Genomic DNA, 26,248 nt, shown 5'->3' on the forward strand with positions numbered 1-26,248 from the left:
GCCTTTCGATCAACTTACACGCTTTCCTTCGCCTGGCCACGGGCCAACTGAAGCTCGACGCGTTTGAGTTCGCGCAGGATGCGGTTGTTCTGCATTTGCAGGCCCAGCCCGTTCTTCATGAAGAGGCCGAAATTGACGGCCACGACCACACCGACGCCCCAGCGGACGGTCATGACCGGGTCGGTGGTCTGGAACATTTTCCAAGCCGCCCAGATGGCCAGGCCGGCACCAATGATGTTGCCGATATAGGCGATCCACATCACCCAGCCGAGCTTGCCGCGAAACAGGCCAAAGGCCTGCGCGAAATAGCCGGGTTCCTCGGCAAGGTCGCCAAGAACGGCGCGGTCGTCTTCATCGAGGGCTTCCAGGATGAGACGGTCAAGGTCTTCAGTCTTGGTGGTCATCGCGATCTCCTTTCACGAATGATCGGCATCCGGCATAGCCGGATTGAGCGCCAACGCGAGCTTGCGCCGGGCGTGCATGAGACGGGTCTTGACGGTGCCCGCCGGTGTGTCGGTGATGACGGCGATCTCGGCGACCGAGAGCCCGTCCTGGTGGTAAAGCGCCAGCGCAATACGCTGATCGTCCGGCAGGTCGGCCATGGCCTTTCGGATAGCGCCCGCATCGGCAGCGTTTTCCGCGGCCTGCCGACCGTCGACCGATGCCCCGCCCATCTCGGCGGTGTAAGCCTCGGCAATGCGTCGGGTGGATTGACGTCCCCGTATCTCGGCGGCGCATTTGCGAGCCACAATGCGATAGGCCCAGGCCGGGAAAGCGGCAGGCTCACGCAGGGAGTTGAGGCCGCGAAGGATGTCGCACCAGGCGTCCTGCATGATATCGCGCGCCGGATCGACTTCACCGATCAACCGGCCGGCATGGCGCGACAAATCCGCATGCCACAGCCGACACAGGCGATCGAGCGCGACCCGGTCGCCGGCATGCGCCGAAACGATCAGGTATTCCGACAGAACGCGCTTGCGGTCACGTTGCATGATATCTCCCGCTGCCGCGCCCGAGGGCGGCATTCCAGGACAAGGTGCGCACGGCGCGGGACTCGGTTCAATTCCTTGTGCGGATCCACGACACAACAACCACCTTTGATTGTCATTCGTGACCATACGTTGTAGTGTGGCGGAGATTGAGGGAGGCTTTCATGCGTGGCTTGTTGACCTGTGTCTGCGTACCGACCCTGCTTCTGGCAGGCTGCACGACCCTCAACGGGCCACCACCGCCTCCGGCAGCGCAGACGAGCGAAGATTGCGACACAAGCGGCACACGGGTTGGCTCGGACAGCTGGCGCGCCATCCGGCTGGGTTGCGAGCTCGAATCCATTGCCGACCGCTCCGGCCTCTACATCGCGCGGTACTCGGCCATTACCGGCGATCGCGCCATGTTGGACCGCTTCTCCCTGGCCTCCGCCCTCAGCCTCGCCGGCTTCGGCCTGTTCGGGGCCCATGAGGACAATCTTCGCGCCGCCACGTTCGGACTGGGCGCCTCGACCGCCCTGCGCAGTGGCCTCAACCAGACCGAACAAGCCGAGATTTATGATGCCGGCGCGCGGGCCATGAATTGCTATGCCCAGGAGGCCCTGACCGTGCTAGACGGCTATAACGCCAACGATCGGACCGGCATGGAGACCGCCTATGTCGATCTGACGACGCTGTCAGCGCTGGCCCGGCGTGCGGCCAATGATGTCGCAACGCCGCCGGCCGACACGGCCAGTCTGGAAAGCCTGGTCGCCCAGGCCGACACGCTGAGGCCACAATTGCGCGACTCCTATGGCGCGATCCGCCGCTTTCCCGGCGCGCTGGCCATCAGCTGGCAGGCGGCCGATGCCCACATCCATGACCGGCTCGCAGCCCAGGCTCCGGACATCGCGGCACTGATCGCCGCCACGCGGGCGCTCGACCCCGACAGCAACCAGACCGGAGAGCCGGTGACCACCGGGGCAGAAGACCGGGAGGGGCTGGCCGGCACCAATGAGAGCGGCATGACCGTCACTGACATCACCGAGGGGCTGACCGCCGCCATTGCCACGGCGGAACTCTACATCGAGGCAGACTATCCGGCCCGGATCGCACGTCTGGGCGATTGCCTCGCGATCGCTGCACCCTGAACCGGCATGGTGGACCTGCACCACCCTGCGCGTCCGGACTCCCGCAAATGGGCCAATGGCAGCACCGTGCGCTACGGCTTCCTGATGCGAAACCCGCCGAGCTGGACCGAGCGCAAGGATATCGCCGCGTTTGAGGCGGCGCTTGCAGAGTGGCTGGCGCCGCCATGCGGCCTCCGTTTCGAACGGACAGACACGCTCGCGGACGCTCAGGTCCGCATCCGGGTCAAATTGACCGCGCCGATGCGCTCACGCGTCGGAACGGACGCATTGCGGGTGACAGATCCAGCCGCGCCGACGGTCTCCTTCAACCGGTCCCTGCGCGGTGCCGAAGGACGGCGCATGGCACTGCACGAGATTGGCCACATCCTGGGTTTTGTCCATGAACACCAAAGTCGACGCGCCGCGCTGGGATGGAATGTCGCGGCGGTAGAGGCCCACTTTGGCGCCCCGCCGATGAACTGGTCGCGTGAGGTGATTGAGAAGAATGTGCTCGAACAATCTGATGACGGTCGGATCACCGGCCCGGACTGGGATCCCGCCTCGATCATGCAATACGCCCTGCCGGCCGGGCTTCTGACCCGTCCCGACAGCTGGCGCAACAGGCCCGTCAAGCAGGCCGACGCGATCTCGGACGCGGACCGCGCCGAGCTCCGGGCCTGGTATCCGCCGGACTGATCCGCCCTATCCGGGCTTGGGCAGGGTCTTGTGGAATTGCAGATAGCCGCGTTCGACCATGCGGCGCATGGCTTCATAGGCTTCCGACAATTCTTCATAGGCGCTCCGCAGCAATTGCAGGCGGGCGACTTCCTCGGCCGTCAGCGGTGAACGCGAGCGCGCCGCCGACATGGCCGCATCGACCCAGGCCGAACGGGCCTTGGACGCCGACAGGGCGAGATTCTGGAAATCCTCGATCCCGACATGATGGATGGTCTTGGCAATCACCGCCTGATTGGCCGCGAAGACCGTGTAATCAATCTGCTCGAGATGACCCCGGCGCTTTTTCTGCTCGGCCGGGTCCTCGACCAGGTCCGGCTCGAAATGATCCGAGATCCGGCGATAGCTGGACGTTGATATCTTGCCCATGACGACACCTCCTCAACGGGTATCAAGGCCCGACCTTCTCACATCATGCCTTAACGGGCGGTTTCACACCGTCCGCGTTCAACCGCTCCGGGAAAGGCAAGGGACGGGACGGGGCCGAGGCACCGGGAGGCAAGCCAACCAAGCGGCGCGTGGACGCGTGGGGCATCGGGACACACGCCTCCCGATCCGGTCACGGCGTGGCTGATACCCGGCTGAACATCAGAACCAGGGCGCCGCTCATGAAGGCGGCGAGATAGAAGTAAAGCTTGATGCGTGACCGCATGATCGCGTCCCCAATGGTCTGCTTTGCGGGGATAGCGCGCGATTGTGAAACCGGTTCCGTCGCGGCTAAAAAATTTCAGCCGTCAGTCGAACGCATAAAGCAGCGACACGTCGAGCCGGACATCGGTCGGGTCGAAACCGGGCCGTTCCTCGAATTCGTGTTCGATGCGCAGGCCGGTCTGCACGGCCCAGTCACCGAAGAGACGATTGGTCAGGGTGAAACGCTGGTCGATGCGAGAGCCGCCACCGGCAAAGGCCGTCGTTTCCGAGCCGAAGCTGGCAGTCTCGGAAATCTGGTAGTGGACGCTCGAGCCAGCCTCGCCGACCCAGTCGGTCAGGGTCTCGCCGGTCAGCCCATCCTCGCGGTAGCGCTGGCCAACACCGGCGCGCAACACCCAATTGGCTTTCTCGTTTTCCACCGCATGCCAGATCCCGCCGGCGGTCAGGAAGGCCGAGCGCTCGTAAATCCCAATCAGGTCACGCTCATAGGAGCCGCCGGCATAATAGCCGATGCCGCTGTCGAGCTCGCGCGTGGTGCGCAATTCAACCAGCCAGTTATCCCGCGTGGTCCGGGTCGCGCTCTCGGAGAGGAAATACTCGAACTGGCTGTCAATGCGCCAGCCATGCTCCAGCTCGCGATCAAGCTCGACGGCAAAGGTGAAGTCAGTCAGCTCGGAATTGCCGCGCTCCAGCTGGACACCGGCGCGGACATGGCCGGCCCAGCTGTCATCGGCCAGGGCACGGATCGAGCCGGCCAGCCAGCCGCCGGACCCGTCCGGCGCTTCGCTCAGGTCAATCGGCGCACCGCCCAGATCGCGATGTTCCGGATGGGTTTCGGACGCCGCCGGCGTGGCTGCCGGATCCGGCTCGCTGACCGGTGCAGGCGCTGGCAGCGGCCAGTCGGCCACAGCGCCGGAACGATGCGGCAGATGCGCATTGATATAGGCATGCACTTCGGCCCGACCGCCCTCGACAAGCACGGAGACCATGTCGGCGGTCTCGAGGAAGCGGGCATCATCATCCTGGCGGTCCGCCGCCTCGTTCAGCAAGGCCTGATAGGCCTGCGGCAGGTCGGCGAAAGCCGGACCGGACATTGCCGACGTGACAAGGAGAATACCGGCAAGTGCGGCTGCGTTCAGATTGCGCATCGAGAGTCTTCTGCTGACAGCGACCGCAGACCGGCCTGTGACCCGTGAGCTTCTAGCCAATCGAGCTTAATAAATCGTGGGTTGCGCGCCGCGCAGGGCGTGAGCGGCGGCGCGATCATGGCCATATCCCGCCAAGGCGGTCCGGCGTATGATCGGGTGCGCGCATCCGCCGGATGCGGCCCCCGTGCGAAGGAGCACACCATGGCCAAAGGCCAGAAACGTTCCAACAAGGAAACCAAGAAACCCAAGGCCGAAAAGAAGACCCCGGTGCCAGACGCGACACCGGGCAGCGTCACCGGCGTGCTCGACCGTCGTCGCAAATAAGTCTGTCAGCGCTCTGGTCCGACCGGTTCTGCCGGTCGGATCGCTCGCCTTGCTAATAGCCGTAATAACCAGCCTGAACTGTCTGGGGCTTGCCACCCGCCATCTCGCCGCCGGTGTCCAGACCGGTCTTGTCATCGATCGCGGCATCAACCGGCATCGGCCCGGTCATCCGGGCCGGCGGCGGAGGCGGCGGGAGGGTCTGATTGACCTGTTGCACACGCTCGGTCTGCGGGCGCTGCGGGCGTGTTTCGGGCAAGCGCGCGATCGGCTCGACCGGGTTCGGCGGCCCGGCCAGCGCCGGGGCATTCTTGTCACTGCCCTGGGCGCCCGTCTGACCGTAAGTGCGGCGCGAGTCCGAGCGCAGATCATTGGCGGCCGGCAAATCGAGCTGACCGGTCAGCTCGGCGAGAAGCCGCGAGCCGATATCCGGAACCGCGCCGCTGCCCGCATTCTGAGCCATCGCCGCTACCGGCATCATCATGGCCAGTCCTGCCGCCATGGCCATTGTTTGAAACATCTTCATCTCAGCCCCCCTGGGTTCAAGTGCGTCGGAAAACTGTGTAGCTGAAACGCTTTAAGAGAGCGGAACCGGTTTACGGACAATTTTAGATATGGGCGGCGAACCGGTCGCCCGCATTGCCAATCCGGCCTGCACTTGTCACCTTCCTGTCGCCTCCCTGTCGTGGGCGACAGCGGCCTTCACGGCTAGGAAGAGGGGACGCAAACGGACCGGTACGGGACAAGAGACTGATTGCCATGGGACTGAAATCACTGCGCCTCGACAAGGGCTGGTCGCAAGAGCAATTGGCCACGATTTCCGGCCTCAGCCATCGGACCATCCAGCGGGCCGAGCGGGGCGAGACGCCCAGCCTCGAGACCCTGCGCGCCCTGGCGAGCTCATTCGAACTCACCCCGGCCCGTCTGCGTGACCTGATCCAGCCACAAGAGACGGAGCGCCCCGACATGGCCAGCACAGACACGCCCCCGAACCCGGCCCCGAACCCGCCAGCCGACACGACTGGCCCAAACTCTGGCGCCGGCACGACTGGCCCCGACACTGGCCCCGTCATCGGTCCCGCCACCAAACGCATCCTGATCGCGGTCGGCGTCTATATCGCGGTGATGAGCTGGCTCGCCGTCATGCAGGCCGTCGCCGGCTGGGATCCCGAACTCCTGCCCTTTATCGGTCTGACCGGCGCCGGCCTGGTCGCCACGACCGCCTTCATGGCGCTGGGCGGCGACAAGCCGGAGGCCGATTGAGGCGCAGGGTCAGTTTTGCCGCGTCAGGTCGATGCTGGCCCAGCACACCGGAGCGCGCTCGCCTATTTCGAGCGAGTCCCAGCCATGGATACAGTCGGACGCGTCAAAGCTCACCTCTTCCAGGTAGGGGTCCATCTCGGCGCAGGTGTTTTTCGAGGTGTCCAGCCGGGTTGTCCCATTGCCATCACTGTCGACCTGGATGTCCCAGCTCATCTCGACATGGGCCGTACAAAAACCCATGTCCTGGCTGTAATAGCCACTGCCCGACGCGAACTGGCCGCCATCGCCATCCGGACGCAGCTCGCCATCCGCCGAAAAGCGGATTTCCGAGCCCTCAATCGTCGTATAGATCCGCCCGGCCGGCGTCGTCACCTCATCCTGCATGGCCAGGGCCGACGCACCCGACAATCCGCCAGACACAACGATCGCCGCAGTCACACCCAAAATCGATTTCATCATGATCCTGTCCCCAATATCCGATTGATCCGACAGCGACCGTAACGGGCAAGGCTTAAAATCACGCGTGGCGGGTCGCGACAATTTTATCGACCCGCCGGAATGCCGCGGGCGACCGGACCGGCCTGCCCGGTCACGCCTCCTCCCCGAGCCCGGGCAGCGTCGCCATGAACGACTCGAAGGGTTCCAGCAGGAAGGCCTCTTCCTCCTCACGCGTCATATTGCCGGAGGCCGCATCGCTGATCTGCTCCAGCCTGTCGATCCAGCCATTGCCGCGGCGCTCAGGCGGCAGGACTTTGAGAAGCGCGGTCGCGGTGCGCACGGCCTGCACGGTCTCGCCGGCGTGAAATTGCCGGTAGAAGCATTGAACCATCAGTTTCAGGGCCGCGTGTTCATAAGTGGCGAGCACGGCGTCAAACGCCTCCGGCTCGGCTGTGTCGGACTGGCTGCCCCAAGCGTGGGTGGTGCGGTGAGAACGCGTTGCCGCGCGTGGCGTGTTCTGTCGAGTCATGGGAAATCCCCTTTGCTGGGCCGCGCCCGCGCCCTCTCGCAAACAAGCTCACAGGGGTGCGCGCTTCGCGCGGTGTTCGCCGAAGTGATGGGAGGCAAGCGGGATGCCGGCGATGCCGGTAACCGGTATGGGTAAAGCGCGTGACATCGTGACATCCCGCCTGGCGGAGTTTTCCCGGGCTGTCTCCACCCCGTTTCCAATCCTCACACGTACTCGGGTCGGTCGTTTAGTGCCCTCGGACGCGAAGAGAGGACGCCCTGCCAGCGCTCACGATCGTCACATCGATCGCCCGGACAGGCTCCGCTCGCTCCCGGGCAATCGTGACGTGGCCATCGCCTCCCGTCCCGGGAACCGCTGGTGATTATGGGGGTGTTGGAGAGGGGGCGGACAAGTTGGTGCGGTTTTTTCGGGTTTTGTTTTGTTTGCGGGAGGTTAGATGCGCGCGCAGCGGGGATAGACAGGTCCTTCCCCTTGATGGGGAAGGTGGGCCGGCGCATGAGCGCCGGGTCGGATCGGGTGAAACGCGCCAGCGTTCTGGCACCAACCTCCCCGCACCCACTCCGTCTGGCCGCTACGCGCCCAGCCACCTCGCCCATCAAGGGCGAGGACCACGCGCCCCGGCGCAGACCGGGCCATAAACCCCTTGCCAGCCAAAGGGCCTCAGGGGATGAGCGGGGGCAGGGTGAAACCGCGAAGCGGCAGCGTCAGCGAGGCCCGGATAACGGGAACCGATTTTCGGATAAAGCCGAGCGACCCAGAAGCCGCCCTTGACCCCGCTCATCTACTGAGGCGGAGACTTGGAATGGTTTCTTGGGGGGAGTGCGGATGCGCAGCGACATCAGCGCGCATGCACTCAGAATTAGGAAGCGGCTACGATATAAATCGCAGCCGCCCAATGGTAGGCGTGGCGCCACCGAGGCTACCTGCTCCGAACGAGATCAAAAAGTCGTAAACAACTATCAACACTGTGCTCAGTAGGCTTTGGTTTTTCATTTTGCGTGCCTTATTCTTCATATAGTTCTCCTTTTTGTTAATTTCGCCCTTCAGAAAACATTGCTTCAGAACGGTCAGTAAGCAGAAAAATATCAGAGCAAGTACCGGCAACAACCAGAGAATCGAACTCCACCACCCCAGGGCCACAACGAGCCCTAACTGATTATTTGTCTATATTACCATTTCATACTGGGTTAGTCAATATTTACCTGCAGCCGTGCGCTGCAACGCCCGCTATAGCACCCGCTGCAACTAATACGCACATTAGGGTGAAACCGCGAAGCGGCGGTTCCGCCGCCCTTGACCCCGCTCATCCCCTGAGGCGGAGGATTGGCATGGGGTTTTTGGTGGGGGATGAGGGAGACGCGAAATAGTGTGCGCCCCCTTTTTTTCGACTGCCCAAGTCACGAAACCGGCTTAGGTTTGAAGGCCTTGCGGTAGTTGAGGAGCCCGTCCCGGCGCCTTGTCAATACATCTTCATCCGACGTTCCGCGAACCACCCCAAGAGACAATCGCGCTTGCCTGGTTGTTTTGAAATGAGCGAACGGTGGAGAAACCCGACCATCATACACCACCGCCCCAGTCACGTGCGCGGGTCTGTGCCTGAAATGTCGGAACTTGTGGGTCTTGAAGCCTCTCTGGTGGATAAGGTTTAGGATATTTGCCTTAACGCGCGGTCCGATCGTCTCACCCGACACCGTCAAGTCGTCCATGTACAGGGTGAACGTCAAACCGTGTTCAACGCAAAGGGAATCAACTTCATCCCACATCGGTTTGTTAGCGTAGAAAGCCAAAATCGGACTAGTTGGCGCTCCGGTCGGCAACCTCCCATGCACGCATGTTAGCTTCGCCAAAATCCCTGATAGGTCCCTCGCGATACGCATTTTCTTGGAAAAAAAATCAAAAACCGCAGCTTGGACCGTGCTTGTGAAGTACGACTTAACGTCAAGGGTCCAACAATCTCCAGCATTAACGTGCTCCGAGGCGTTTCTAACCGGTCCGCGACCCTTCACAGGACAGAACAGGTACGCAGGCGGCGAGATGACGGATAAAATGCGGGCGAGGCGCGCTTGAACTTGTTTCAGAGACTTGTGCGGGTCTTCGATACGCCGCGTTCCACCTTTCGGCTTGGGCTCATCCCATTCGCGGTAAAGGGTGTCCGCTAAGTCGGCGAGATCCTGCAGATAGCTCCACTCGAAGCCAAGCATCGAGGAAAGCTGACCTCGCCCCTTAATTCCAAAAAGAGGTGATTGGCTAGGCGTTCTGCGACTTTTCATCGAACGAAATAAATTCCAATATTTTCAGTACCTTTTCGGCAACCGCTCCTCTTCCGTTGTGTGGCTGAGAGAGCTGTTCTGAAAAATACAAGATTGAAGAGGCGGGAACTCGAAACTCACGAGCGTATTGGTCGATGAGGTCGAGCGAAGGTGTTTTCGTGCCCTTTTCAATCTCCGATACATGCGAAGCTGAAACGCCAAGCCGGGAAGCCAATTCCACCTGCTTCAAGCCATGAAACACTCGAAGCTGTTTAAGCGCGCGGGAAAGCATTGGTCACTCCGAAAATAAAAAGGGGGATAGATCTCAGAACACTAATCGAACTGGCTAAAAATCCACAAGATCCTGAAAACGAGTCGGATAAACCATCCTGTTTTCAATACCTGCTTCCACCGGCTCCTTCGTTCTGGAGATCGCTGATCGCGGTCGTTTGTACCGATTTTCATCGCTATTCTCCGTGAAGGCAGCATAAGCACCGTGCCTATGCCGTCGCAGTCCTTCACAGATGTGCGCTATCAGTTTTTCTCCACCCTTTCTGTTGGCCTGCCCATCGCAGGGCAGGCCTTAAGACCGATCCCCGGGGAGATGAGCTGACAATCATCAGAGGCTAAGCCTCCACACTCCTCATTTGAGAAGCCATCGTCCTGCGAAATCACATCATCAACGACAATAGTAGTATAGGCAGAATATCGCCTGCTGTCAAGTAAATTCGCTCAGAGCGAATTTTATTCCCCGAAAGCTCCCTGAGCCCCCCCCTCAATCAATCGGCTCCCGCGTCTTCCCATCCTCACTCAAATAGATCTCCCCACCCAGCGCCTTGAACTCCTCGGCCTTGGCCTGCATGCCCGCTTCGGCCTCCACAGCATTCGGTGCCCACGCAGAGGGACATGTACCTCTGGTACGTGTCCCGGGAAGATACCTCGATACTGGAAGGGACAAGAAAACAGCTTCTGGATGGGACACGTACCAAAGGTACATGTCCCTCTTCAGCCTAGTCTATTGGTTCGCGGAACTTGCCGTCTTCCGACAGATAAATCTCCGAGCCCTTCTCGCGGAACTCCGCCGCCTTCTCCGCCATCCCGGCCTGGGCGTCCGAGCCAAGCTGGTTCGGCGCCCGAGCACTCCCAAACCGGTCCCGGATCTCCCGTGTAATCTCCATCGAGCAGAATTTCGGCCCGCACATGGAGCAGAAATGGGCGACCTTGTGGGCTTCCTTGGGGAGGGTCTTGTCGTGGAAATCGCGGGCGGTTTCCGGGTCGAGGGCGAGGTTGAACTGGTCTTCCCAGCGGAATTCGAACCGGGCGCGTGAGAGAGCGTCGTCGCGGATCTTGGCGGCGGGGTGGCCCTTGGCGAGGTCGCCGGCATGGGCGGCGATCTTGTAGGTAATCACGCCGACCTTGACGTCATCGCGGTCGGGCAGGCCCAGATGTTCCTTGGGCGTGACATAGCAGAGCATGGCACAGCCGAACCAGCCGATCATGGCGGCGCCGATGCCGCTGGTGATGTGGTCGTATCCCGGCGCGATATCGGTGGTGAGGGGCCCGAGCGTATAGAAGGGCGCCTCGTGGCACTCCTTCAATTGCTTGTCCATATTGGCCTTGATCTTGTGCATGGCGACATGGCCCGGCCCCTCGATCATGACCTGGCAGCCTTTTTCCCAAGCGATTTTGGTCAGCTCGCCCAGCGTCTCCAGCTCGGCAAACTGGGCGCGGTCATTGGCGTCGGCGATGGAGCCGGGGCGCAGGCCGTCGCCCAGCGAGAAGCTGACATCATAGGCCCGCATGATGTCGCAGATCTCCTCGAAATGGGTGTAGAGGAAGCTCTCTTCGTGATGGGCCAGGCACCATTTCGCCATGATCGAGCCGCCGCGCGAGACGATGCCGGTGACCCGGTCGGCGGTGAGCGGCACATAGGCCAGGCGCACGCCGGCATGGATGGTGAAATAGTCGACGCCCTGCTCGGCCTGCTCGATCAGCGTGTCGCGGAAGACCTCCCAGGTCAGGTCCTCGGCAATGCCATTGACCTTCTCCAGCGCCTGGTAGATCGGCACGGTGCCGATCGGGACGGGGGAGTTGCGCAGGATCCATTCGCGGGTGTTGTGGATATTCTTGCCGGTCGAGAGGTCCATCACCGTGTCACCGCCCCAGCGGATCGACCAGACCATCTTGTCGACCTCTTCCTCGACCGAGGAGGCGACCGCGCTATTGCCGATATTGGCATTGATCTTGGTCAGGAAATTGCGGCCGATAATCATCGGCTCGAGTTCCGGGTGGTTGATATTGGCCGGGATGATGGCGCGGCCGCGGGCGATCTCGTCGCGGACAAATTCCGGCGTGACATGTTCCGGGATTTCCGCGCCAAAACTCTCACCATCGGCGAGGCGTTCGGCAGCGCCCTCAACCGCCTGTTTGCGACCGAGATTCTCGCGCTCGGCGACGTAAACCATTTCCGGCGTGATGATGCCGGCCCGGGCGAATTCATACTGGGTGACCGGCTGGCCGTCCGTGCCCTTGAAGGGCTTGTGCGTCGTGGGAAATTCACGGGCGAGATATTTGCCTGTGGCGCCGCCATTATCGAGCGGGGAGAGCGGGCGGCCCTCATACTCGGTCAGCTGGCGATCCTTGTACCAGGCCAGGCGATGACGCGGCAGGCCGGTCTCGACATCAATTTTCGCGTCCGGATCCGAGTAAGGCCCCGACGTGTCATAGACGCGCACCGGCGGCTCATTGGCGGTCGGGTGAAGATCGATCTCGCGATGCGGCACTTTCAACGCCGGCCCCGCCTTGGGCGAGGTATAGACCCGACGCGACCCCGGCAGCGGCCCGGTGGTGACTTTCGGCGTTTCAAATTCGGACTGGTGGGTGGGCTTGTTCATGGTGTGGCTCCGGTCAGTCGTGACTGTGGGCTGGAATGGGGCGGGTCTCACCGGCTTCGGTGAAGAAGTCGTCCTCGCTCTGCGCGATCCAGGCGGGGTGGTTATTGCCCAGATGGATACCGGTGACCGCCTCGGCATTGAGGCGGGCGCGGGTGGCGTCGCCGCCCCATTCGCCGATCAGCCAGTAAGGCGGGAAGGCGTGCTGACTGGTGCGGGCCTGGAAGTGGTCGTGATGAGTCTCGTAGATGGCGGTCTCGGTCGTCGCATCGCCCATATGCATGACGGTGGCCTCACCATTGAGCGTCACACGGTGGGCCATGTTCTGGATGCCCGCCCGGCCTGCGCCGCCGGCATGGGGGATGTGCACGGTCTCGACGCGGATCGCATCGGCGACACCGTCGGCGGCGAGGACGAGTTCCTGCGGGCTGGCGATGAAGGGCAGCGCGTGAATGCGCGCCTCGAAGGCCGCGTCCCAGCCCTCGGCGGCCTGCATGTCGATCCGGGCCTGCCACGGCCCGACCAGGATCACGTCCGGGTGGGCGGCGAGATAGGCATTGACCGCCGCCGCGTCGAAATGATCGCCATGGACATGGCTGACAAAGACCGCATCGACCCCGTCAAAGGGCGGTGTCCCGGCCATGATCGCGGCGCGCACTTCCGGCGACACCAGCGGATAGCCGTAGGAGACGCTGAACAGCGGGTCGAACAGGATGCGCGTCTCGCCGGCGGTGACCAGGATCGCTTCATTGGCGAGGAAATGCGCGGTGGCCGGGTCGTCCTCGGACGGGTGCGCCAGGGCGGGCGCCGCGCTGAAACACGTGGCGAGGAGAAGGGCGGAGCAAAGGCGTTTCATCATGACGGCATCGTCTCGCTGGCAAGCGGTCAGACGACAGCGGTCACGGAAATAAGGCCGGAGGCGCAGCTGGTCTGCACCGCTCCCGCCTGCTCCATCCCGACGCCGGCATGACCCGGATCCGGTCCTAAGGGTGAAGTCTCAGCCCGGCCACAACATCAGCGGGGCACCCCTTGGAACTGTTGTCGCGCAGCGTGGACTTGGCGCGCTGATTTGGCAAGCGAAGCGGTGCGCCCGTCCGGCCTTAGCCGGTCAGACCCAGCCAGAGTCCGCCCACACCCAGCAAGCCGATCAGGACGGCCCAGACGCGCATCATGCCGGGGCGGGCGATGAAGGCTTCATAGACGCCCATCAGCGCTGGCGGGGCGATGATCAGGAAGACGCCCTTGATCAGGGCCACCCAGCCGATCACCCGGACCAGCATGGCCTCGCCGCCCGGTGCCGGCCCCAGCGTCGCCAGGATCAAAACGCCGGAGGCAAAGGCCAGGATGCCGCCGATGAAGCGGAGCAGGAAGCTTTCGCGCATCTCGGCCACCATGCCGGCCATGCGGTCGGCCTGGGCGAAGACACCAATCCCGGCGATGAGGAAGTAGAGGCCGAGGACACGAAGCCAGAAGTCACTCATGGACGCGGTATCAAACATGGCTGGACCCTCCCTGGATCGAGCCGCCAGCGTCGCAGAGGCGCGCGCGGCCGGCCATGTGACCCATCGTCACCGGCCTGCCGCGCGCACCAGTACGCCTATTGGCGGGTATAGATGTCCTCGCCCCAGGTCAGACGGACAAGCTCACCGCTCGCATCCCGCTCGAATTGCAAGCCGTCGATTTCGGCGAAGGGGTCGGACTGGCCGGCAAACAGGTCCGGTTGCGCCGGCGTCAGATCGATCCGCATATCGCCCCAGTGCGCGACAAGTTCACCGGCTTCCACTACCAGGTTGATGTCGAGATAGGGCTCGCCGGTCGACCAGGTGCCAGTATAGGCGACGAGCGTGTCGGCATCCGGTGACCAGGTCCAGCCCCCCCATTGCTCGTCGGCGCGCATTTCCGCGAGCTGCTCATTGCGATAGGCGAGATAGCGCTCGATACGCTGCGGATACTGCTCGATACGGATCTGACGCATGCGGTCCGCCGTCTCGTGCTCGGTCAGGAACTGGAAATACATGTTGATCGTGCGGCTGGTCAGCCAGCCGGTCATATTGTCCGAATTCGAAAAGGCCGCGACGCCGACACCGAGATCGGTCGAGAAGGCCATTTGCGTGCGCATGCCGGTATAGCCGCCGCCATGGACATAGAAATTGCTGCCCTCGAAATCGCAGATATTCCAGCCCAGCGCATACTGCGAACAGGGCAGTTCGGCGGCATTGCGCCGGTCTTCCGAATGGGTGGCGACATAGCCGGTCTGGGCCGCGCTCACCATGTCGGCGGTAATACTGGAGCCCGCCGGTCCCTCGCCGCGCAATTGCAGCTGCAGCCAGGCTGCCATGTCGTCAACCGAGGTCACCAGACCACCGGCCGATTGCATCATCCCGTCCGTCTTGGGGCGGATATCGTGCCAGCCCGCGTCCTCGCCCATCCAGAAATGCGACCAGGACAACTCCTCCAGCGCGAAGTCGGACGTGCGCGACGAGGTATGATCCATGCCCAGCGGGTCGATGACATAAAGATCGAGCCAGTCCTGCCAGGACCGGCCGGTCGCCGTTTCCAGAATGGCGCCATAAATGTTGTAGCCGAGATTGCTGTACTCGAAACCGGGTTCTCGGGCCTCGCTGTGCTCGGCGATCAGGCGCGGATAGTCGGCCGGGTCGATGGTGGTGGAATAGGCCTCGACCATCGGGATGATGCCATTGTCGATCGGAACCTGGTGGGTGATGAGATCACGCAACGTCCAGTCCGACGCCTCCAGCTCGCCGGGCAGTTCCAGGTCCGGCCAGTAATCCGAGATCGCACTGTCGAGCGGCAGGATGCCCTCGGCATCAAGACGGGCCGCCAAGAGGCCCATATAGGCCTTGGTCTGCGAGGCGATATAGATCGGCGTGTCGGTGGTCATCGGCGCCCCGGTCGAAGCGCGACGCTCACCCTGGACATGACGCATCAACACCTCATCCGCGGTCACCACGACCACGGCATAGCCCGGCCCCAGATCGGGAAATTCGGCGAGAAAGGCTTCCAGACTTTCGACGGCACCTTCCGGCGTTTCCGCGAGGGAAATCGGGGTCAGGCTCAACGCGGCGGCACTCGCCAGGCTCAGGGTACGCAGCATGTTCAGGTCTCTCCATCATGGGCCTTTTGTCCGGCCAGTCACAGCGTGATGTTAAATCGCCTCCCGGCTGCCGGTCTTGAACGCATGTAACCGGAAGCGCGCGCCGGTCAGGCCGCCATGAGGGTGCGCAAATCACGGGGCGTCAGGCCGGTTTGGCGCCGCGCAGCGCGTGTGAAATGGGCCTGGTCGGCAAAACCGCCGGCCTGTGCTGCATCGGCCGCGCTCTCGCCCTGCATCAGGCCGGAGATCGCCCGTCCCAGCTTGCAACGCAGACGGTAAAGGCTTGGCGGCAATCCGTATTGCCGGGTGAAAGCGCGCGAGAGATGGACGCGGTGGACGCCAGCCCGCTCGGCCAGTTCCTGCATGTCCGGATCGTCCGGATCATCGCGCAATTGCTCACGCACCGCATTGAGCCAGCTCCCGCTGGACCTCGCCAGGCGATCCGCCAGATCAGGATCAGCTTCCAGCCCCATCGCCGCGAGATCGGACACGGCAATGTCCGCATCGATCATTCCGTCACGCAGAGCGGTGATGATGCGGTGGATTTCATGCGAGGCATTGGCACTCGGGGCCGACCAGTCCCAATCATCAAGCCGCGGCAGGTCGGCGCAGAGTGGTGCCTCCGGGTCGATATTGAGGGCCAGCACCAGCGCACCGGCGGGCCCGTAGAGATTGGCATGGGGCAAGCCGGACGGCTTGATGCCGCGGCTGGTGCGAACGAGCTCGCGGGCGTGCCCCCGGCTCGTTTCGCACATTTCGCCAGCCAGCAACCAGGAAAGCTGGTGCGCGTCATGCGCATGAACCGGCATCGCCTCTCCCGGTTCATACCAGGTCAGGCGCGCCTCAATCCCTACGCTCTTCGCCAAAACGGTCTGAGGTCTCATCATTTCCCCTGCGCGAGTGATAAGACAGGGATGCCCGCTGCGGCATGATTGGATGATGAATACGTCGTAAGATGTCAGCGAAGTCTGAGGATTTGCCTAGTTCAGCGCTACCCGGCGTGAATGGCAGGCGTCGTAAAGACCCAGAAACGCCGTCGCATCGGTATTGCCGCGGCGGCTGGCATCGGTGAGATAGGCGCGGGCGCGATAGGGGTCATCAATCCCCTGCCCGTCCGACAGCATCAGCCCGGCCAGGAGGGCTGCGAGATCGCCGCCCCGCTCATCCGAGATGCGGGTCATGGCCGTTTCGGCGCGCTCGGCCTGACCTGGCCAACGCGCCGTCGCCAGGGTCAGCTGCGCCAGGGTGCGCGTATCGCCGGCCTGCATCAGGGCGCCGCCCCAATAGAAGGCCGCGGCCTGAACTGGCACCTGACGCTGCGCCGCCATGGCATCGAGTTGTTGCTCCATGCCGGCACTGACACCGCTGAGATAGCTGTCCCGGTGCTGGCCATAGCGCTGACACTCGGCCGACTGGGCTTCGGCTTCGCTGAGCCCGATCACCGCTGCACCCATCGCCCAGCCCAAGGCCACCATCCACGCCAGATTTGTCCGATTTCGGGCCATATGCCCCTCCCAGATTGAAGCCTGGCAGGAATGTGGCGCACGCGTTTTAACTCCGGGCCAATTGTCGACCCCAATATTTCAACAATTTCAATATATTAATCTTAATGTAAATGCGCCCCCGAGGTATTCGCCTCTAGCGCGAAACTTGCAGGGCTCGTGATAACTGAAAGGCGCGAGCATGATGAAATTCCTGGTTCAGGACGGACATGGGCATCTCGAAGAGAAGTCGAACAATTTCACCGCCATGCGGATCCTGTTCGCGCTTTTCGTGCTCTATGGCCACGCGCTGATGATCCCGTTGGGCCTGCCCTATGAGGGCGCCTGGGCCCTGACGGTGGACTTCGTCGTGCAGTGTGCGCTGGACGGGTTTTTCATCCTGTCCGGCTACATGATCACGGCCAGCGCCATGAGGTCGCGCGATGTCGGTCGCTATGCCAATGCCCGCTTCTTCCGGATTTTCCCGGGCCTGATCGCCACCGTGCTCGTGCTCTGGCTCGTCATTGGTCCGCTTTTCACCAGCCTGCCCATGACCGAGTACTGGGCCTCGAGCCAGACCTGGCTCTTTCCGCTCAAACTGATCGCCCAGTTCGATCCGATGGCCGGCCTGCCCGGCGTCTTCGAGGCCTCGCCCATGGGCGAAAACATGAATGGACCGCTCTGGACCATCCGCTATGAGTTGATGGCCTATCTCGGCGTCGGTGTGCTGATGCTGCTCGGCCTTTATCGCAAGAACGCGCAAATCCTCGTCTGGACGGCTCTCACCCTTGTCTTTGGCATGGCTGTAGAGACCTTCGGCTATCGCGGTATCGGCGAGGAGACGATCGGCACAATGGCCCGCTTCGCGCCCGCCTTCATGGTCGGCGCCGCCTTCCATGCCGGCCGCAAATATCTGCGCCTGTCTCCGGCCTTTGTCGGTCTGGCCATCCTCGCGGCCATCGTGACCCGGGACTTGCCGATCGGCTGGATGATGCTCGATATCGCCCTGGCCGCCAGCTATCTCCTGCTCGGCTATGTCCGCATCCCGGGCCGGACCGGCGAGCGCGTCCGCAATGTCGAGGACGTCTCCTACGGCATCTATATCCTGCACTGGCCGCTGGGCATGATGGTCTTCGCATTGATGCCCGGCCTGACCACCACCGCGCTGGCCCTGATCATGCTGCCGCTGTCACTCATCGCCGGCTGGGCTTTGCGTGTGCTGGTGGAGAAGCCGGCCTTGGCCCTGCGGGCGCGGATGAGCCGACGCACACCAGCCGACCCCGCCGCGATTCCCGCCGAATAGGCAGGGCCGCCTAGCTCCTGAACGGATCCTGCATCAGGATCACGTCCTCGCGTTCCGGCGAGGTCGAGACCAGGGCGATCGGGCATTCGATCAGCTCTTCCAGACGGCGCACATATTTGACCGCCTCGGCCGGCAGATCGGCCCAGGAGCGCGCGCCGGCGGTTGATCCCTGCCAGCCCTGCAGCTCTTCATAGACCGGTGTCGCCTTGGCCTGGGCTTCCTTGCCGGCGGGCAGATGATCGAGGCGCTGACCATCGACCTCATAGGCCACGCAGACCTTGATCGTCTTGAAGCCGTCCAGAACGTCCAGCTTGGTCAGTGCGACCCCATGCACGCCGCCGACCTGCAGGGTCTGACGGGTGATGACCGCGTCGAACCAGCCACAGCGACGCTTGCGCCCGGTGACCACACCGAATTCATAGCCGCGCTCGCCGAGCATCTGGCCGTCAGCATCAAACAGCTCGGTCGGGAAGGGACCTTCGCCGACGCGGGTCATATAGGCCTTGGCGATACCGAGCACATAGCCGACATCGCGCGGCCCGACCCCGGTACCGGCCGAGGCCTGGCCGGAGACGGTGTTGGACGACGTGACGAAGGGATAGGTGCCGTGATCAACGTCCAGCAGGGCGCCCTGGGCGCCTTCGAACAGGACTTTCTGATCCGACTTGATGGCGTCCTTCAGGACACGCCAGACCGGGGCCGCATAGGGCAGGATTTTCGACGCGATCTCGGTCAGCTCGGCGACCAGGGTCTCGGCGCTGTATTCTTCGTGACCGAGGCCACGACGCAGGGCGTTGTGGTGGTGGAGAATATCCTTCACGCGGGCCTTGAGGGCGGCCGGGTCGGCCAGGTCGATGACGCGCACGGCACGACGGCCCACCTTGTCCTCATAGGCCGGACCGATGCCGCGGCGCGTGGTGCCGATCGGTTCGCCATCATCGCGGTTCTCGCGCAGGGCGTCGAGTTCACGGTGGATCGGCAGGATCAGGGTGGCGGTCTCGGAAATCTTGACCACGTCGGGGGTGATCTTCACGCCTTGCTCGGCGATGCGATCAACCTCGGCCACGAAGGCCCAGGGATCGACGACCACGCCATTGCCGATCACCGACAGCTTGCCGCGCACAACACCGGAGGGGAGAAGCGAGAGCTTGTAGACATTCTCGCCGACAACGAGGGTGTGACCGGCATTGTGACCGCCCTGGAAACGGGCCACCACATCGGCGCGGTGCGACAGCCAGTCGACCAGCTTGCCCTTGCCTTCATCGCCCCACTGGGCACCCACCACGGTTACATTGGCCATGAAAGCCTCCTCGCTTGCGGGACTCGCACGCGCAAGCCCTGTCCGCGGGCCGATTATTTGTCACGAAGCCGTTATTTGGGCCAGACCCGTTTGCAGGAATACGGTGGATTGAATAGCCTCGTGCACAGACAAGTGCCGGGACGCACGATCAAAGGGGAAAGACCATGGTTTCAGCAAAAACCGTTCTCGCCGCGGCGAGCCTCGGTCTCCTCGCCTCCGCGTCCGCCCTTGGCCAGGCCGCCACGACACCGCCGGACGCTTGCGTCGGCGCGCCGTGGGACGCTTTCGATTTCTGGGTCGGGGAGTGGAATGTCTACGCCCCGTCCAATGGCGACACGCCCGGCCCCTATCTCGGTCACAACGTGATCGAACGCATCAATGGCGGTTGTCTGGTCACCGAGCATTGGGTCGGCGCCAGCGGCAATGCCGGCAACAGCATCAATATCCATGACCCGCTGATCGGTGAATGGCGCCAGGTCTGGATGAGCAATGGCTGGTATATCGATTACGCCGGCGGCCTCGACGAAGCCGGCGCCATGGTCCTGACCGGCGAAGCCTATACCGTCCAGACCGACACACGCGCTCCGCTGCGCGGCACCTGGACACCGAACGAGAACGGCACCGTCACTCAGCAATTCGAGCAGGGGGATGCCGAGGGCAATTGGACCACCGTCTTCGTCGGCATCTATGTGCCCAAGTCGGACGATCCTCGCGCAACGGAAGCGGCCGCCGCGCGAGGGGAGTAGGGCCGGCCCCTATTCGCCGCCATGATGGAAGCTGTTCGGGCTCTCATAGACGACCTCGCCATCGACCACGGTCATCCAGGGCTCGACCGTGAGAATCTCCGCTTCCGGGATGGTCATGATATCGCCCGAGAAGACGGTGAAGTCGGCGCGCATGCCAACCGCGATGGTGCCGAGATCATCTTCACGGAAAGAGGCATAGGCCGGCCAGGCGGTGAAGAGTTTGAGCGCGTCCTCGCGTGAGAGCGCTTCTTCCGCATGCCAGTTTTCGCCCTGGAAACCGGACAGGTCGGCCCGGGCCACAGCGGCATAGAATTCGATCCGCGGATCACCCTGTTCGACCGGCGCGTCCGAGCCGCCCGTGATATGGGCGCCGGCATCGAGCAGGCTCTGCCAGGCATAGGCACCCTCGAGGCGCTCATCCCCCAGACGGTCCGGCGCAAAATGCAGGTCACCAATGGCGTGAGAGGGCTGGAAGGAGGCGATCACACCCAGCTCGGCGAAGCGCGGAATATCGGCCGGATCAATGATCTGGCTGTGCTCGTCGCGCCAGCGCGGATCGGCCAATGCCCACTCTTCCGGTGAGACCTGCTGGCGCGCTTCCTCAACCCAGTCAAGCAGGTAGCGATTGCCGCGATCGCCGATGGCATGGACATTCATCTGGATGCCGTCGCGCAGGGCCTGGGTGAAGATACCGATCGTCTCGTCGGCTTCGGCAATGGCCAGACCGGAGGTTTCCGGCCGGTCGGAATACGGTTCCAGCAAGGCCGCGCCGCGCGAGCCGAGCGCACCATCCATGTAGAGCTTCACGGCGCGCGTGATCACCCGGCTGTCGGCCACATCGCGCATCCCGCCCTCGGCCAGCGGCGCATAGCCCTCCGGTCCGACAGAGAGATAGGTCCGCAAGGGCAGCTCTCCGGCTTCCGCGAGGTCTTCAATGATCGGCACCATGGTCCAGGGCACCGACATGTCATGGGCCCCGGCCCAGCCCAGGCTGGCGAGACGCCGGGCCCCCTCGGCATAGGTCTCGCGGGCAACTTCTTCCGACGGCGTCTCCAACAGCGGCGATAAGGCGAACATCGCCGTATCGACCAGGAGGCCGGTCGGTTCGCCATCCTCGTCAAACAGGATCTCCCCGCCCGATGGCGCAACGCTGTCACGGGTGATGCCGACAGCCGCAAGGGCGGCGCTGTTGGCGATCAGGGCATGACCATCAGCCCGCCGCAGGATGACCGGATTGTCCGGCGAGACCGGATCGAGGTCCTGACGGGTCGGGAAACGGGCCTCCGGCCAATGCGTCTCGATCCAGCCACGACCGACCAGCGTCGCGCCGTCAGGCGTGTCGGCGATCGCCGCCTCGACGCTGGCGACCATGTCGGCGAGCGAGGTCACACTGTCGAGATTGAGCGTGCGTTCGCGCTCCCCCACCCCATAGACATGGACATGACTGTCGGTGAAGCCGGGATACATCGCCCCGCCATTGAGGTCGACCAGGCGGGTTTCGTCGCCGATCCAGGCCTGGGCGGCCTCATCGTCGCCGACAAAGGCGATGCGATTGCCGCGCACCGCGACAGCCTCGACCATCGGTTCATCATCACGGGCGGTATAGATCGAGCCGCCCCATATCACCAGGTCGGCCGCACTCTCGGTCAGATCCCCGTCGCCATTCTCACCAAAGGGTTCGACGCTGTCCGTCTGGCCGCAACCGGCCAGAGCCAGAACCGACAATGAGATCATCCAGTGATTGGCGCGCATGAAAAAGCCTCCCCGCTTGTTGCCGGGAGGCTAGCCTGCGTCATCACACACGACAACGCCCGCAGCAGGCTGCGGGCGTTGTTAATTCGTCAGCGCTTGGTCGGCCTTAGGCCACCATGGCCTTTTTCAGGTCGCGCTTGATCTTCAGAGCCTTGTCCGAGAGCTTCTCGTCACGGGCCTTGAGGAGGAAAGCATCCAGACCACCAACATGATCCACAGACCGCAGAGCCTTGGCGGCGACGCGCAGCTTGTAACCACGGCCCAGCTTTTCCGAAGCGAGGGTCACATCACAAAGGTTCGGCAGAAAACGGCGGCGGGACTTGTTCTGAGCGTGAGAAACATTGTTTCCCGTCAAAACGCCAGTTCCCGTCAGTTCGCAACGACGCGCCATAGTCGCACCTTTCAAATATAAGAATCCGTGCGCACCGGTATTGCGACCAGTGCGAGAGCGGGCGAAATAAAGGAGGGGAGGCGGGCCGTCAAGCTTGCTGCGTTCATCTTGCAGCCGGTTTCGATCAGTTATTGCAGTTGGGTGGACAAATGCGTTAGGGCCTCGGGGGCTCGAAGTGGAGAGTATATCGTGAAAAAGACTTGGATTTACGGGGCTATGGCCGCAGGCCTGTTGGCATGCAGCGCAACCGTCGCGGCCGATGATGCCGCCGACATGGCCGCCGCCGCGGATTCCGCAGCACCCGTCCAGGGCGTCACCGTTCAGTATGCCGGCTCGGTCATGGTCTTTCAGGTCGCCAATATCGTGGTGTCCGGCCAATTCGCCGAAGACACCTACCAGGCCTCCGCCCGCTTTACCGCCGCCGGGCTCGCCGCGCTCTTCACCGATGCCGATATCGAGGCCGGTGTGAGCGGCTATCGTGACAATAATCAGCTGCGCCCCTGGCATTACAGCCACCTCAATCATGCCAGCTCAAAAAACCGCATTGTCGCGATCGATTTCCCCGACGGTGTGGCCACGCCCGACATCAATCCGCCCTTCGGCTCGATGGGCGAACCGCCTGCCACGGATGAAGAACGCGCCGGCGCCGCCGATCCGCTTTCCACGCTGCTGGCGATGGGTCTGGGCGCCGTGGCGCGCGGCGACAGTCATTGCTCCGGCCGCCTGCCGGTCTTTGACGGTCGGGCCCGCTATAATCTGCGCTTCGAGGATGGCGGGACGGACCGGGTCCGCACCCGCGCCTGGTCCGGTGAGGCACTGGTCTGCCACGCCTATTACGAGCCGGTCGCCGGCTATGAGGCGGATGAGTTCCCCTCCGAGGAGGATATTTCCCGGCCCATCACCTTTTGGCTCGCCCCGGTGCATGGCGGCGATGTCCACATCCCGGTGCGCATCCGCACCAATGCCGGTTTCGGCGGCGTGACGGTCGTCGCCCGGTCCATCGAGGAAAATTGACCGCTTGCCCCCTCGCCAAGCGCGCGCGGATTGCCTAGGTCTGCCAACTGCACCTGTGTGCACCTGTGTGTGAAGGAGTTGCGGGATGGCGTCCCACCGCAACGACCCCGGGCAGATCACCGCTGCCCTTGGTCCCACCAATACCGGCAAGACCCATCTGGCGGTCGAGCGCATGCTCGGACGCGCCTCCGGCATGATCGGACTGCCCCTGCGCCTGCTGGCGCGGGAAGTTTATGACCGGGTGGTCAAGGCAAAGGGCGTCGGCGCCGCCGCCCTGATCACCGGCGAGGAAAAGATCGTGCCGCCATCGGCGCGCTATTTCATCTGTACGGTCGAATCCATGCCGGTGGAAAAGCGCGTCGCCTTTGTCGCCGTCGACGAGATCCAGCTGGGCGCCGACCCGGAGCGCGGCCATGTCTTCACCGACCGCCTCCTTCGCGCACGCGGCTATGAAGAGACCATGCTGCTGGGCGCCGGCACGATGAACCGCATGGTCCGTGAACTGGTGCCCGAAGCCGAGATCACCTTTCGTGAACGCTTCTCCCAGCTCGCCTATGGCGGTCCGGCCAAGCTGACCCGCCTACCCCGGCGCTCGGCCGTCGTCGCCTTCTCCGCGGAGGCTGTCTATGCAATCGCCGAATTGTTGCGGCGCCGGCGCGGTGGCGCGGCTGTGGTGATGGGCGGCCTGTCGCCGCGCACCCGCAATGCCCAGGTGGAACTGTACCAGTCCGGCGAGGTTGACTTCCTCGTGGCCACCGACGCGATCGGCATGGGTCTGAACATGGATATCGACCATGTCGCCTTCGCCGAGAGCCGCAAATTCGATGGTCGCCGCCGTCGTCGCCTGACCGCCGCCGAACTGGCCCAGATTGCCGGGCGGGCCGGCCGCTTCCGCAATGACGGGACCTTCGGCGAAACGGCGGATTGCCGCCCCTTCGATCCTGATCTGGTGGAAGCAGTGGAGAGCCACAGCTTCGCGCCGGTCGAACGCCTGCAATGGCGCAATCCCGATCTCGACGACAGCTCGCTGGAAGCCCTGCAATACACGCTCGGCAAGCCCTCGCGCGACCCGGCCCTGGAACGGGTTGGCGAAGCCTCCGACGAGCGGGCGCTGGGCGTGCTCTCCAGCGATCGCGAGATCCGCGACCGGGCGACCTCACCCGCAGCCGTCCGCCGCCTGTGGGATGCCTGCCGTCTGCCCGACTTCCGCAAGGCGACGCTGGATGCCCATGCCCGCCTGATCAAGTCCATCTACATGCACCTGACCGGCCCGGGCAGTCGCCTGCCGGACGACTGGATGAATGGCCAGCTCGAGCGTTTCCGCAAGACCTCCGGCGATGTCGACGCCCTCGCCGCCCGCCTCGCCCATGTGCGCACCTGGGCCTATGCCGCGCACCGCTCGGACTGGACCCGAGACCCGGAACACTGGCGCGGCGTGACCCGTGAAATCGAGGACCGGCTGTCCGATGCCTTGCACGAACGGCTGATGCAGCGTTTCGTGGATCGGCGCACCAGCGCCCTGGTCAAGGGACTGCGTGATGAAAGAGACTTGCTGGCCGGGGTCGCCAGCAATGGGGAGGTTACGGTAGAAGGCCATTTCGTCGGTCGTCTGGCCGGCCTCGTATTCAAACCCGATGCGGACGGTCGCGAACTGGCTGCCCGGACCCTGAAATCCGCCGCGCTGCGTGCGCTGCGACCTGAGATCAACCGACGGCTGGGAGCCCTGGCGAAGACCAAGATGGAAGACCTGACCTTTTCCGATGACGGCAAGATCAGCTGGGGCGGCGAAGTCGTTGCCCAGCTCATTCCCGGCCCGACCCCGCTCAAACCCGCGATCAAGCTGCTTGGTGGCGATCTCGGTGCTGCCGAGGCCCAGTCCCGTGCCCGCGCCGGCCTCGAAGCTGGCCTGACCGCTCATATCGAGACCCAGCTCGCGCCGCTGTTCAAACTGCGCGATGCCGGCCAGTCCGACGACATGCCCGGTCTCGCCCGCGGTCTCGCCTGGCGTCTCTATGAGGCCGGCGGGGCGCTGCCGCGCCATACAATCAGCGATGATGTGCGCAATCTCTCCCAGGTCGAGCGCCGCTCCCTGCGCGCGGCCGGCGTGCGGATCGGCGAGCACATGATCTATGTCCCTGAACTGGTCAAACCGGCCCCGGCGCGGCTCAACGCCCTGCTCCATGCCATCGCCGCCGGTCGTACCGACCTGGCCTGGCTGCCGGCGCCGGGCCTGACCTCGGTCGCCAATGACCGCTCGCGGACCCGCGCCGAATACGCCGCCATCGGCTTTCAGCCCTGCGGACCGCGCGCCGTACGCTTCGACATGCTCGAACGCCTGGCCGATACGCTGCGCGAAGCCGGCAAGGATGACGGTCCCGGCTTCCCGCTGACCGCCGACATGACCGCCCTGCTGGGCTGTTCGGTCGAGGATATCCGCGGCACGCTGACCGAGCTGGGCTATCGCCGGATCCAGAAGGGTCCCGATCCGGAGAAGGCCGAGGGCGAGCGCTGGGACCGGCGTCACCGCAAGCATGCGGGCCCGCGCGGTGGTGCGCCGCGCAAGCCGGCCTCCCGCGCCGCCGAGCCGGTTGTGCCGTCTGACAGCCCCTTCGCCGCTCTCGCCGAGCTGGCCCTGCCGGAACAGCCCAAACGCAAGCCGCGCCCGCCCCGCAAGCGCCGCAAGGACAAGCCCAAGGTCAAGCCAGACCCGGCAAGTGTTGATACCGGGACGGACGCGGCCAAGGCCTCCGGGGCGAAGGCCGAGACGCCGGCAACACCCGAGCCGGCCAAGGATACCAAGCGGGACGAGGGCATTTGACGGTCGCG

The 26,248-nt window shown here is 63.6% G+C and carries 26 protein-coding genes and 1 riboswitch; of the genes, 8 read left to right on the forward strand and 18 right to left on the reverse strand.

Annotated features, from left to right (window positions below; all coding sequences use genetic code 11):
* Positions 1-14: 14 nt before the first annotated feature.
* On the reverse strand, positions 15-404 hold the full coding sequence (locus tag Q0X62_RS02330) for a DUF6768 family protein (protein WP_297731188.1): 390 nt from the start codon (positions 402-404) through the stop codon (positions 15-17).
* Between the two features lie 12 nt (positions 405-416).
* The gene (locus Q0X62_RS02335) at positions 417-992 is read right to left on the reverse strand and encodes an RNA polymerase sigma factor (protein WP_297731190.1); all 576 of its coding nucleotides are present in this window, start codon (positions 990-992) and stop codon (positions 417-419) included.
* Positions 993-1,153: 161 nt separating this feature from the next.
* Between Q0X62_RS02335 and Q0X62_RS02340 the strand changes: the two genes are divergently transcribed.
* Positions 1,154-2,116 carry a hypothetical protein gene (locus Q0X62_RS02340; protein WP_297731192.1) on the forward strand — a complete coding sequence of 321 codons (963 nt, stop codon included), beginning with the start codon at positions 1,154-1,156 and terminating at the stop codon, positions 2,114-2,116.
* Positions 2,117-2,122: 6 nt separating this feature from the next.
* Positions 2,123-2,791 (forward strand): M12 family metallopeptidase, encoded by a 669-nt coding sequence (locus Q0X62_RS02345; RefSeq protein WP_297731194.1) that lies wholly within the window; start codon positions 2,123-2,125, stop codon positions 2,789-2,791.
* Positions 2,792-2,797: 6 nt separating this feature from the next.
* On the opposite strand, the gene Q0X62_RS02350 is transcribed toward Q0X62_RS02345, so the two are convergent.
* Together Q0X62_RS02350 and Q0X62_RS02355 are read right to left on the reverse strand one after the other, a co-directional pair.
* Positions 2,798-3,199, reverse strand: coding sequence for a hypothetical protein (locus Q0X62_RS02350; protein ID WP_297731197.1), 402 nt, complete (start codon positions 3,197-3,199; stop codon positions 2,798-2,800).
* A gap of 365 nt (positions 3,200-3,564) precedes the next feature.
* Positions 3,565-4,629, reverse strand: coding sequence for a DUF481 domain-containing protein (locus tag Q0X62_RS02355; RefSeq protein WP_297731199.1), 1,065 nt, complete (start codon positions 4,627-4,629; stop codon positions 3,565-3,567).
* Positions 4,630-4,830: 201 nt separating this feature from the next.
* On the opposite strand from Q0X62_RS02355, the gene Q0X62_RS02360 reads away from it, so the two are divergent.
* Positions 4,831-4,953: a hypothetical protein gene (locus Q0X62_RS02360; RefSeq protein WP_297731201.1), complete on the forward strand. Its 123-nt coding sequence runs from the start codon at positions 4,831-4,833 to the stop codon at positions 4,951-4,953.
* A gap of 52 nt (positions 4,954-5,005) precedes the next feature.
* Here Q0X62_RS02360 and Q0X62_RS02365 read toward each other — a convergent pair whose 3' ends face one another.
* On the reverse strand, positions 5,006-5,476 hold the full coding sequence (locus tag Q0X62_RS02365; RefSeq protein WP_297731203.1) for a hypothetical protein: 471 nt from the start codon (positions 5,474-5,476) through the stop codon (positions 5,006-5,008).
* Between the two features lie 233 nt (positions 5,477-5,709).
* On the opposite strand from Q0X62_RS02365, the gene Q0X62_RS02370 reads away from it, so the two are divergent.
* Positions 5,710-6,213, forward strand: a complete 504-nt coding sequence (locus Q0X62_RS02370) for a helix-turn-helix transcriptional regulator (protein ID WP_297731205.1) — start codon at positions 5,710-5,712, stop codon at positions 6,211-6,213.
* Positions 6,214-6,222: 9 nt separating this feature from the next.
* Here the strand turns inward: Q0X62_RS02370 and Q0X62_RS02375 are convergent, their stop codons facing one another.
* The 10 genes from Q0X62_RS02375 to Q0X62_RS02420 form a co-directional block, all read right to left on the reverse strand.
* The gene (locus Q0X62_RS02375) at positions 6,223-6,672 is read right to left on the reverse strand and encodes a hypothetical protein (RefSeq protein WP_297731207.1); all 450 of its coding nucleotides are present in this window, start codon (positions 6,670-6,672) and stop codon (positions 6,223-6,225) included.
* A 130-nt stretch (positions 6,673-6,802) separates the two neighbouring features.
* Positions 6,803-7,180 (reverse strand): hypothetical protein, encoded by a 378-nt coding sequence (locus Q0X62_RS02380; RefSeq protein ID WP_297731209.1) that lies wholly within the window; start codon positions 7,178-7,180, stop codon positions 6,803-6,805.
* Between the two features lie 1,397 nt (positions 7,181-8,577).
* Positions 8,578-9,381: a reverse transcriptase family protein gene (locus Q0X62_RS02385; protein ID WP_297731211.1), complete on the reverse strand. Its 804-nt coding sequence runs from the start codon at positions 9,379-9,381 to the stop codon at positions 8,578-8,580.
* Between the two features lie 46 nt (positions 9,382-9,427).
* Positions 9,428-9,721, reverse strand: a complete 294-nt coding sequence (locus Q0X62_RS02390) for a helix-turn-helix transcriptional regulator (RefSeq protein WP_297731213.1) — start codon at positions 9,719-9,721, stop codon at positions 9,428-9,430.
* A gap of 718 nt (positions 9,722-10,439) precedes the next feature.
* Complete coding sequence (thiC, locus tag Q0X62_RS02395) at positions 10,440-12,323, reverse strand: phosphomethylpyrimidine synthase ThiC (protein ID WP_297731216.1); 1,884 nt, start codon at positions 12,321-12,323, stop codon at positions 10,440-10,442.
* Positions 12,324-12,336: 13 nt separating this feature from the next.
* Positions 12,337-13,179, reverse strand: coding sequence for an MBL fold metallo-hydrolase (locus Q0X62_RS02400; RefSeq protein ID WP_297731218.1), 843 nt, complete (start codon positions 13,177-13,179; stop codon positions 12,337-12,339).
* A gap of 77 nt (positions 13,180-13,256) precedes the next feature.
* A riboswitch (TPP riboswitch) is annotated at positions 13,257-13,360 on the reverse strand.
* A gap of 60 nt (positions 13,361-13,420) precedes the next feature.
* Positions 13,421-13,819, reverse strand: coding sequence for a hypothetical protein (locus tag Q0X62_RS02405; protein ID WP_297731220.1), 399 nt, complete (start codon positions 13,817-13,819; stop codon positions 13,421-13,423).
* A 98-nt stretch (positions 13,820-13,917) separates the two neighbouring features.
* Positions 13,918-15,435 carry a serine hydrolase gene (locus Q0X62_RS02410; RefSeq protein ID WP_297731223.1) on the reverse strand — a complete coding sequence of 506 codons (1,518 nt, stop codon included), beginning with the start codon at positions 15,433-15,435 and terminating at the stop codon, positions 13,918-13,920.
* 107 nt (positions 15,436-15,542) lie between these two features.
* Positions 15,543-16,319 carry an AraC family transcriptional regulator gene (locus Q0X62_RS02415; RefSeq protein ID WP_297731225.1) on the reverse strand — a complete coding sequence of 259 codons (777 nt, stop codon included), beginning with the start codon at positions 16,317-16,319 and terminating at the stop codon, positions 15,543-15,545.
* Between the two features lie 96 nt (positions 16,320-16,415).
* On the reverse strand, positions 16,416-16,940 hold the full coding sequence (locus Q0X62_RS02420) for a hypothetical protein (RefSeq protein WP_297731226.1): 525 nt from the start codon (positions 16,938-16,940) through the stop codon (positions 16,416-16,418).
* Between the two features lie 178 nt (positions 16,941-17,118).
* Between Q0X62_RS02420 and Q0X62_RS02425 the strand changes: the two genes are divergently transcribed.
* Positions 17,119-18,219, forward strand: a complete 1,101-nt coding sequence (locus tag Q0X62_RS02425) for an acyltransferase (protein WP_297731228.1) — start codon at positions 17,119-17,121, stop codon at positions 18,217-18,219.
* A 10-nt stretch (positions 18,220-18,229) separates the two neighbouring features.
* Here the strand turns inward: Q0X62_RS02425 and Q0X62_RS02430 are convergent, their stop codons facing one another.
* Positions 18,230-19,519, reverse strand: a complete 1,290-nt coding sequence (locus Q0X62_RS02430; RefSeq protein WP_297731230.1) for an adenylosuccinate synthase — start codon at positions 19,517-19,519, stop codon at positions 18,230-18,232.
* Positions 19,520-19,683: 164 nt separating this feature from the next.
* Between Q0X62_RS02430 and Q0X62_RS02435 the strand changes: the two genes are divergently transcribed.
* Positions 19,684-20,265 (forward strand): hypothetical protein, encoded by a 582-nt coding sequence (locus Q0X62_RS02435; protein ID WP_297731232.1) that lies wholly within the window; start codon positions 19,684-19,686, stop codon positions 20,263-20,265.
* A 9-nt stretch (positions 20,266-20,274) separates the two neighbouring features.
* On the opposite strand, the gene Q0X62_RS02440 is transcribed toward Q0X62_RS02435, so the two are convergent.
* Together Q0X62_RS02440 and rpmB are read right to left on the reverse strand one after the other, a co-directional pair.
* A complete protein-coding gene (locus Q0X62_RS02440; protein ID WP_297731234.1) occupies positions 20,275-22,017 on the reverse strand; it encodes an amidohydrolase in 1,743 nt (580 codons plus the stop codon).
* Between the two features lie 106 nt (positions 22,018-22,123).
* A complete protein-coding gene (rpmB, locus tag Q0X62_RS02445; protein WP_295691337.1) occupies positions 22,124-22,408 on the reverse strand; it encodes a 50S ribosomal protein L28 in 285 nt (94 codons plus the stop codon).
* Between the two features lie 189 nt (positions 22,409-22,597).
* On the opposite strand from rpmB, the gene Q0X62_RS02450 reads away from it, so the two are divergent.
* Entirely contained in the window at positions 22,598-23,422 is an 825-nt protein-coding gene (locus Q0X62_RS02450) for a DUF3108 domain-containing protein (RefSeq protein ID WP_297731237.1), read from the forward strand.
* A gap of 85 nt (positions 23,423-23,507) precedes the next feature.
* Positions 23,508-26,240 (forward strand): helicase-related protein, encoded by a 2,733-nt coding sequence (locus Q0X62_RS02455; RefSeq protein WP_297731239.1) that lies wholly within the window; start codon positions 23,508-23,510, stop codon positions 26,238-26,240.
* The last annotated feature ends 8 nt before the right edge of the window (positions 26,241-26,248 follow it).

It is taken from the genome of uncultured Maricaulis sp. (assembly GCF_947259345.1).
Classification (GTDB): domain Bacteria; phylum Pseudomonadota; class Alphaproteobacteria; order Caulobacterales; family Maricaulaceae; genus Maricaulis.

Bases quoted from the DNA above. Each gene is read 5' to 3' on its own strand.
- Q0X62_RS02330 (WP_297731188.1), bottom strand. From the start codon at position 404: ATGACCACCAAGACTGAAGACCTTGACCGTCTCATCCTGGAAGCCCTC.
- Q0X62_RS02335 (WP_297731190.1), bottom strand. From the start codon at position 992: ATGCAACGTGACCGCAAGCGCGTTCTGTCGGAATACCTGATCGTTTCG.
- Q0X62_RS02340 (WP_297731192.1), top strand. From the start codon at position 1,154: ATGCGTGGCTTGTTGACCTGTGTCTGCGTACCGACCCTGCTTCTGGCA.
- Q0X62_RS02345 (WP_297731194.1), top strand. From the start codon at position 2,123: ATGGTGGACCTGCACCACCCTGCGCGTCCGGACTCCCGCAAATGGGCC.
- Q0X62_RS02350 (WP_297731197.1), bottom strand. From the start codon at position 3,199: ATGGGCAAGATATCAACGTCCAGCTATCGCCGGATCTCGGATCATTTC.
- Q0X62_RS02355 (WP_297731199.1), bottom strand. From the start codon at position 4,629: ATGCGCAATCTGAACGCAGCCGCACTTGCCGGTATTCTCCTTGTCACG.
- Q0X62_RS02360 (WP_297731201.1), top strand. From the start codon at position 4,831: ATGGCCAAAGGCCAGAAACGTTCCAACAAGGAAACCAAGAAACCCAAG.
- Q0X62_RS02365 (WP_297731203.1), bottom strand. From the start codon at position 5,476: ATGAAGATGTTTCAAACAATGGCCATGGCGGCAGGACTGGCCATGATG.
- Q0X62_RS02370 (WP_297731205.1), top strand. From the start codon at position 5,710: ATGGGACTGAAATCACTGCGCCTCGACAAGGGCTGGTCGCAAGAGCAA.
- Q0X62_RS02375 (WP_297731207.1), bottom strand. From the start codon at position 6,672: ATGATGAAATCGATTTTGGGTGTGACTGCGGCGATCGTTGTGTCTGGC.
- Q0X62_RS02380 (WP_297731209.1), bottom strand. From the start codon at position 7,180: ATGACTCGACAGAACACGCCACGCGCGGCAACGCGTTCTCACCGCACC.
- Q0X62_RS02385 (WP_297731211.1), bottom strand. From the start codon at position 9,381: ATGCTTGGCTTCGAGTGGAGCTATCTGCAGGATCTCGCCGACTTAGCG.
- Q0X62_RS02390 (WP_297731213.1), bottom strand. From the start codon at position 9,721: ATGCTTTCCCGCGCGCTTAAACAGCTTCGAGTGTTTCATGGCTTGAAG.
- thiC (WP_297731216.1), bottom strand. From the start codon at position 12,323: ATGAACAAGCCCACCCACCAGTCCGAATTTGAAACGCCGAAAGTCACC.
- Q0X62_RS02400 (WP_297731218.1), bottom strand. From the start codon at position 13,179: ATGATGAAACGCCTTTGCTCCGCCCTTCTCCTCGCCACGTGTTTCAGC.
- Q0X62_RS02405 (WP_297731220.1), bottom strand. From the start codon at position 13,819: ATGTTTGATACCGCGTCCATGAGTGACTTCTGGCTTCGTGTCCTCGGC.
- Q0X62_RS02410 (WP_297731223.1), bottom strand. From the start codon at position 15,435: ATGCTGCGTACCCTGAGCCTGGCGAGTGCCGCCGCGTTGAGCCTGACC.
- Q0X62_RS02415 (WP_297731225.1), bottom strand. From the start codon at position 16,319: ATGAGACCTCAGACCGTTTTGGCGAAGAGCGTAGGGATTGAGGCGCGC.
- Q0X62_RS02420 (WP_297731226.1), bottom strand. From the start codon at position 16,940: ATGGCCCGAAATCGGACAAATCTGGCGTGGATGGTGGCCTTGGGCTGG.
- Q0X62_RS02425 (WP_297731228.1), top strand. From the start codon at position 17,119: ATGATGAAATTCCTGGTTCAGGACGGACATGGGCATCTCGAAGAGAAG.
- Q0X62_RS02430 (WP_297731230.1), bottom strand. From the start codon at position 19,519: ATGGCCAATGTAACCGTGGTGGGTGCCCAGTGGGGCGATGAAGGCAAG.
- Q0X62_RS02435 (WP_297731232.1), top strand. From the start codon at position 19,684: ATGGTTTCAGCAAAAACCGTTCTCGCCGCGGCGAGCCTCGGTCTCCTC.
- Q0X62_RS02440 (WP_297731234.1), bottom strand. From the start codon at position 22,017: ATGCGCGCCAATCACTGGATGATCTCATTGTCGGTTCTGGCTCTGGCC.
- rpmB (WP_295691337.1), bottom strand. From the start codon at position 22,408: ATGGCGCGTCGTTGCGAACTGACGGGAACTGGCGTTTTGACGGGAAAC.
- Q0X62_RS02455 (WP_297731239.1), top strand. From the start codon at position 23,508: ATGGCGTCCCACCGCAACGACCCCGGGCAGATCACCGCTGCCCTTGGT.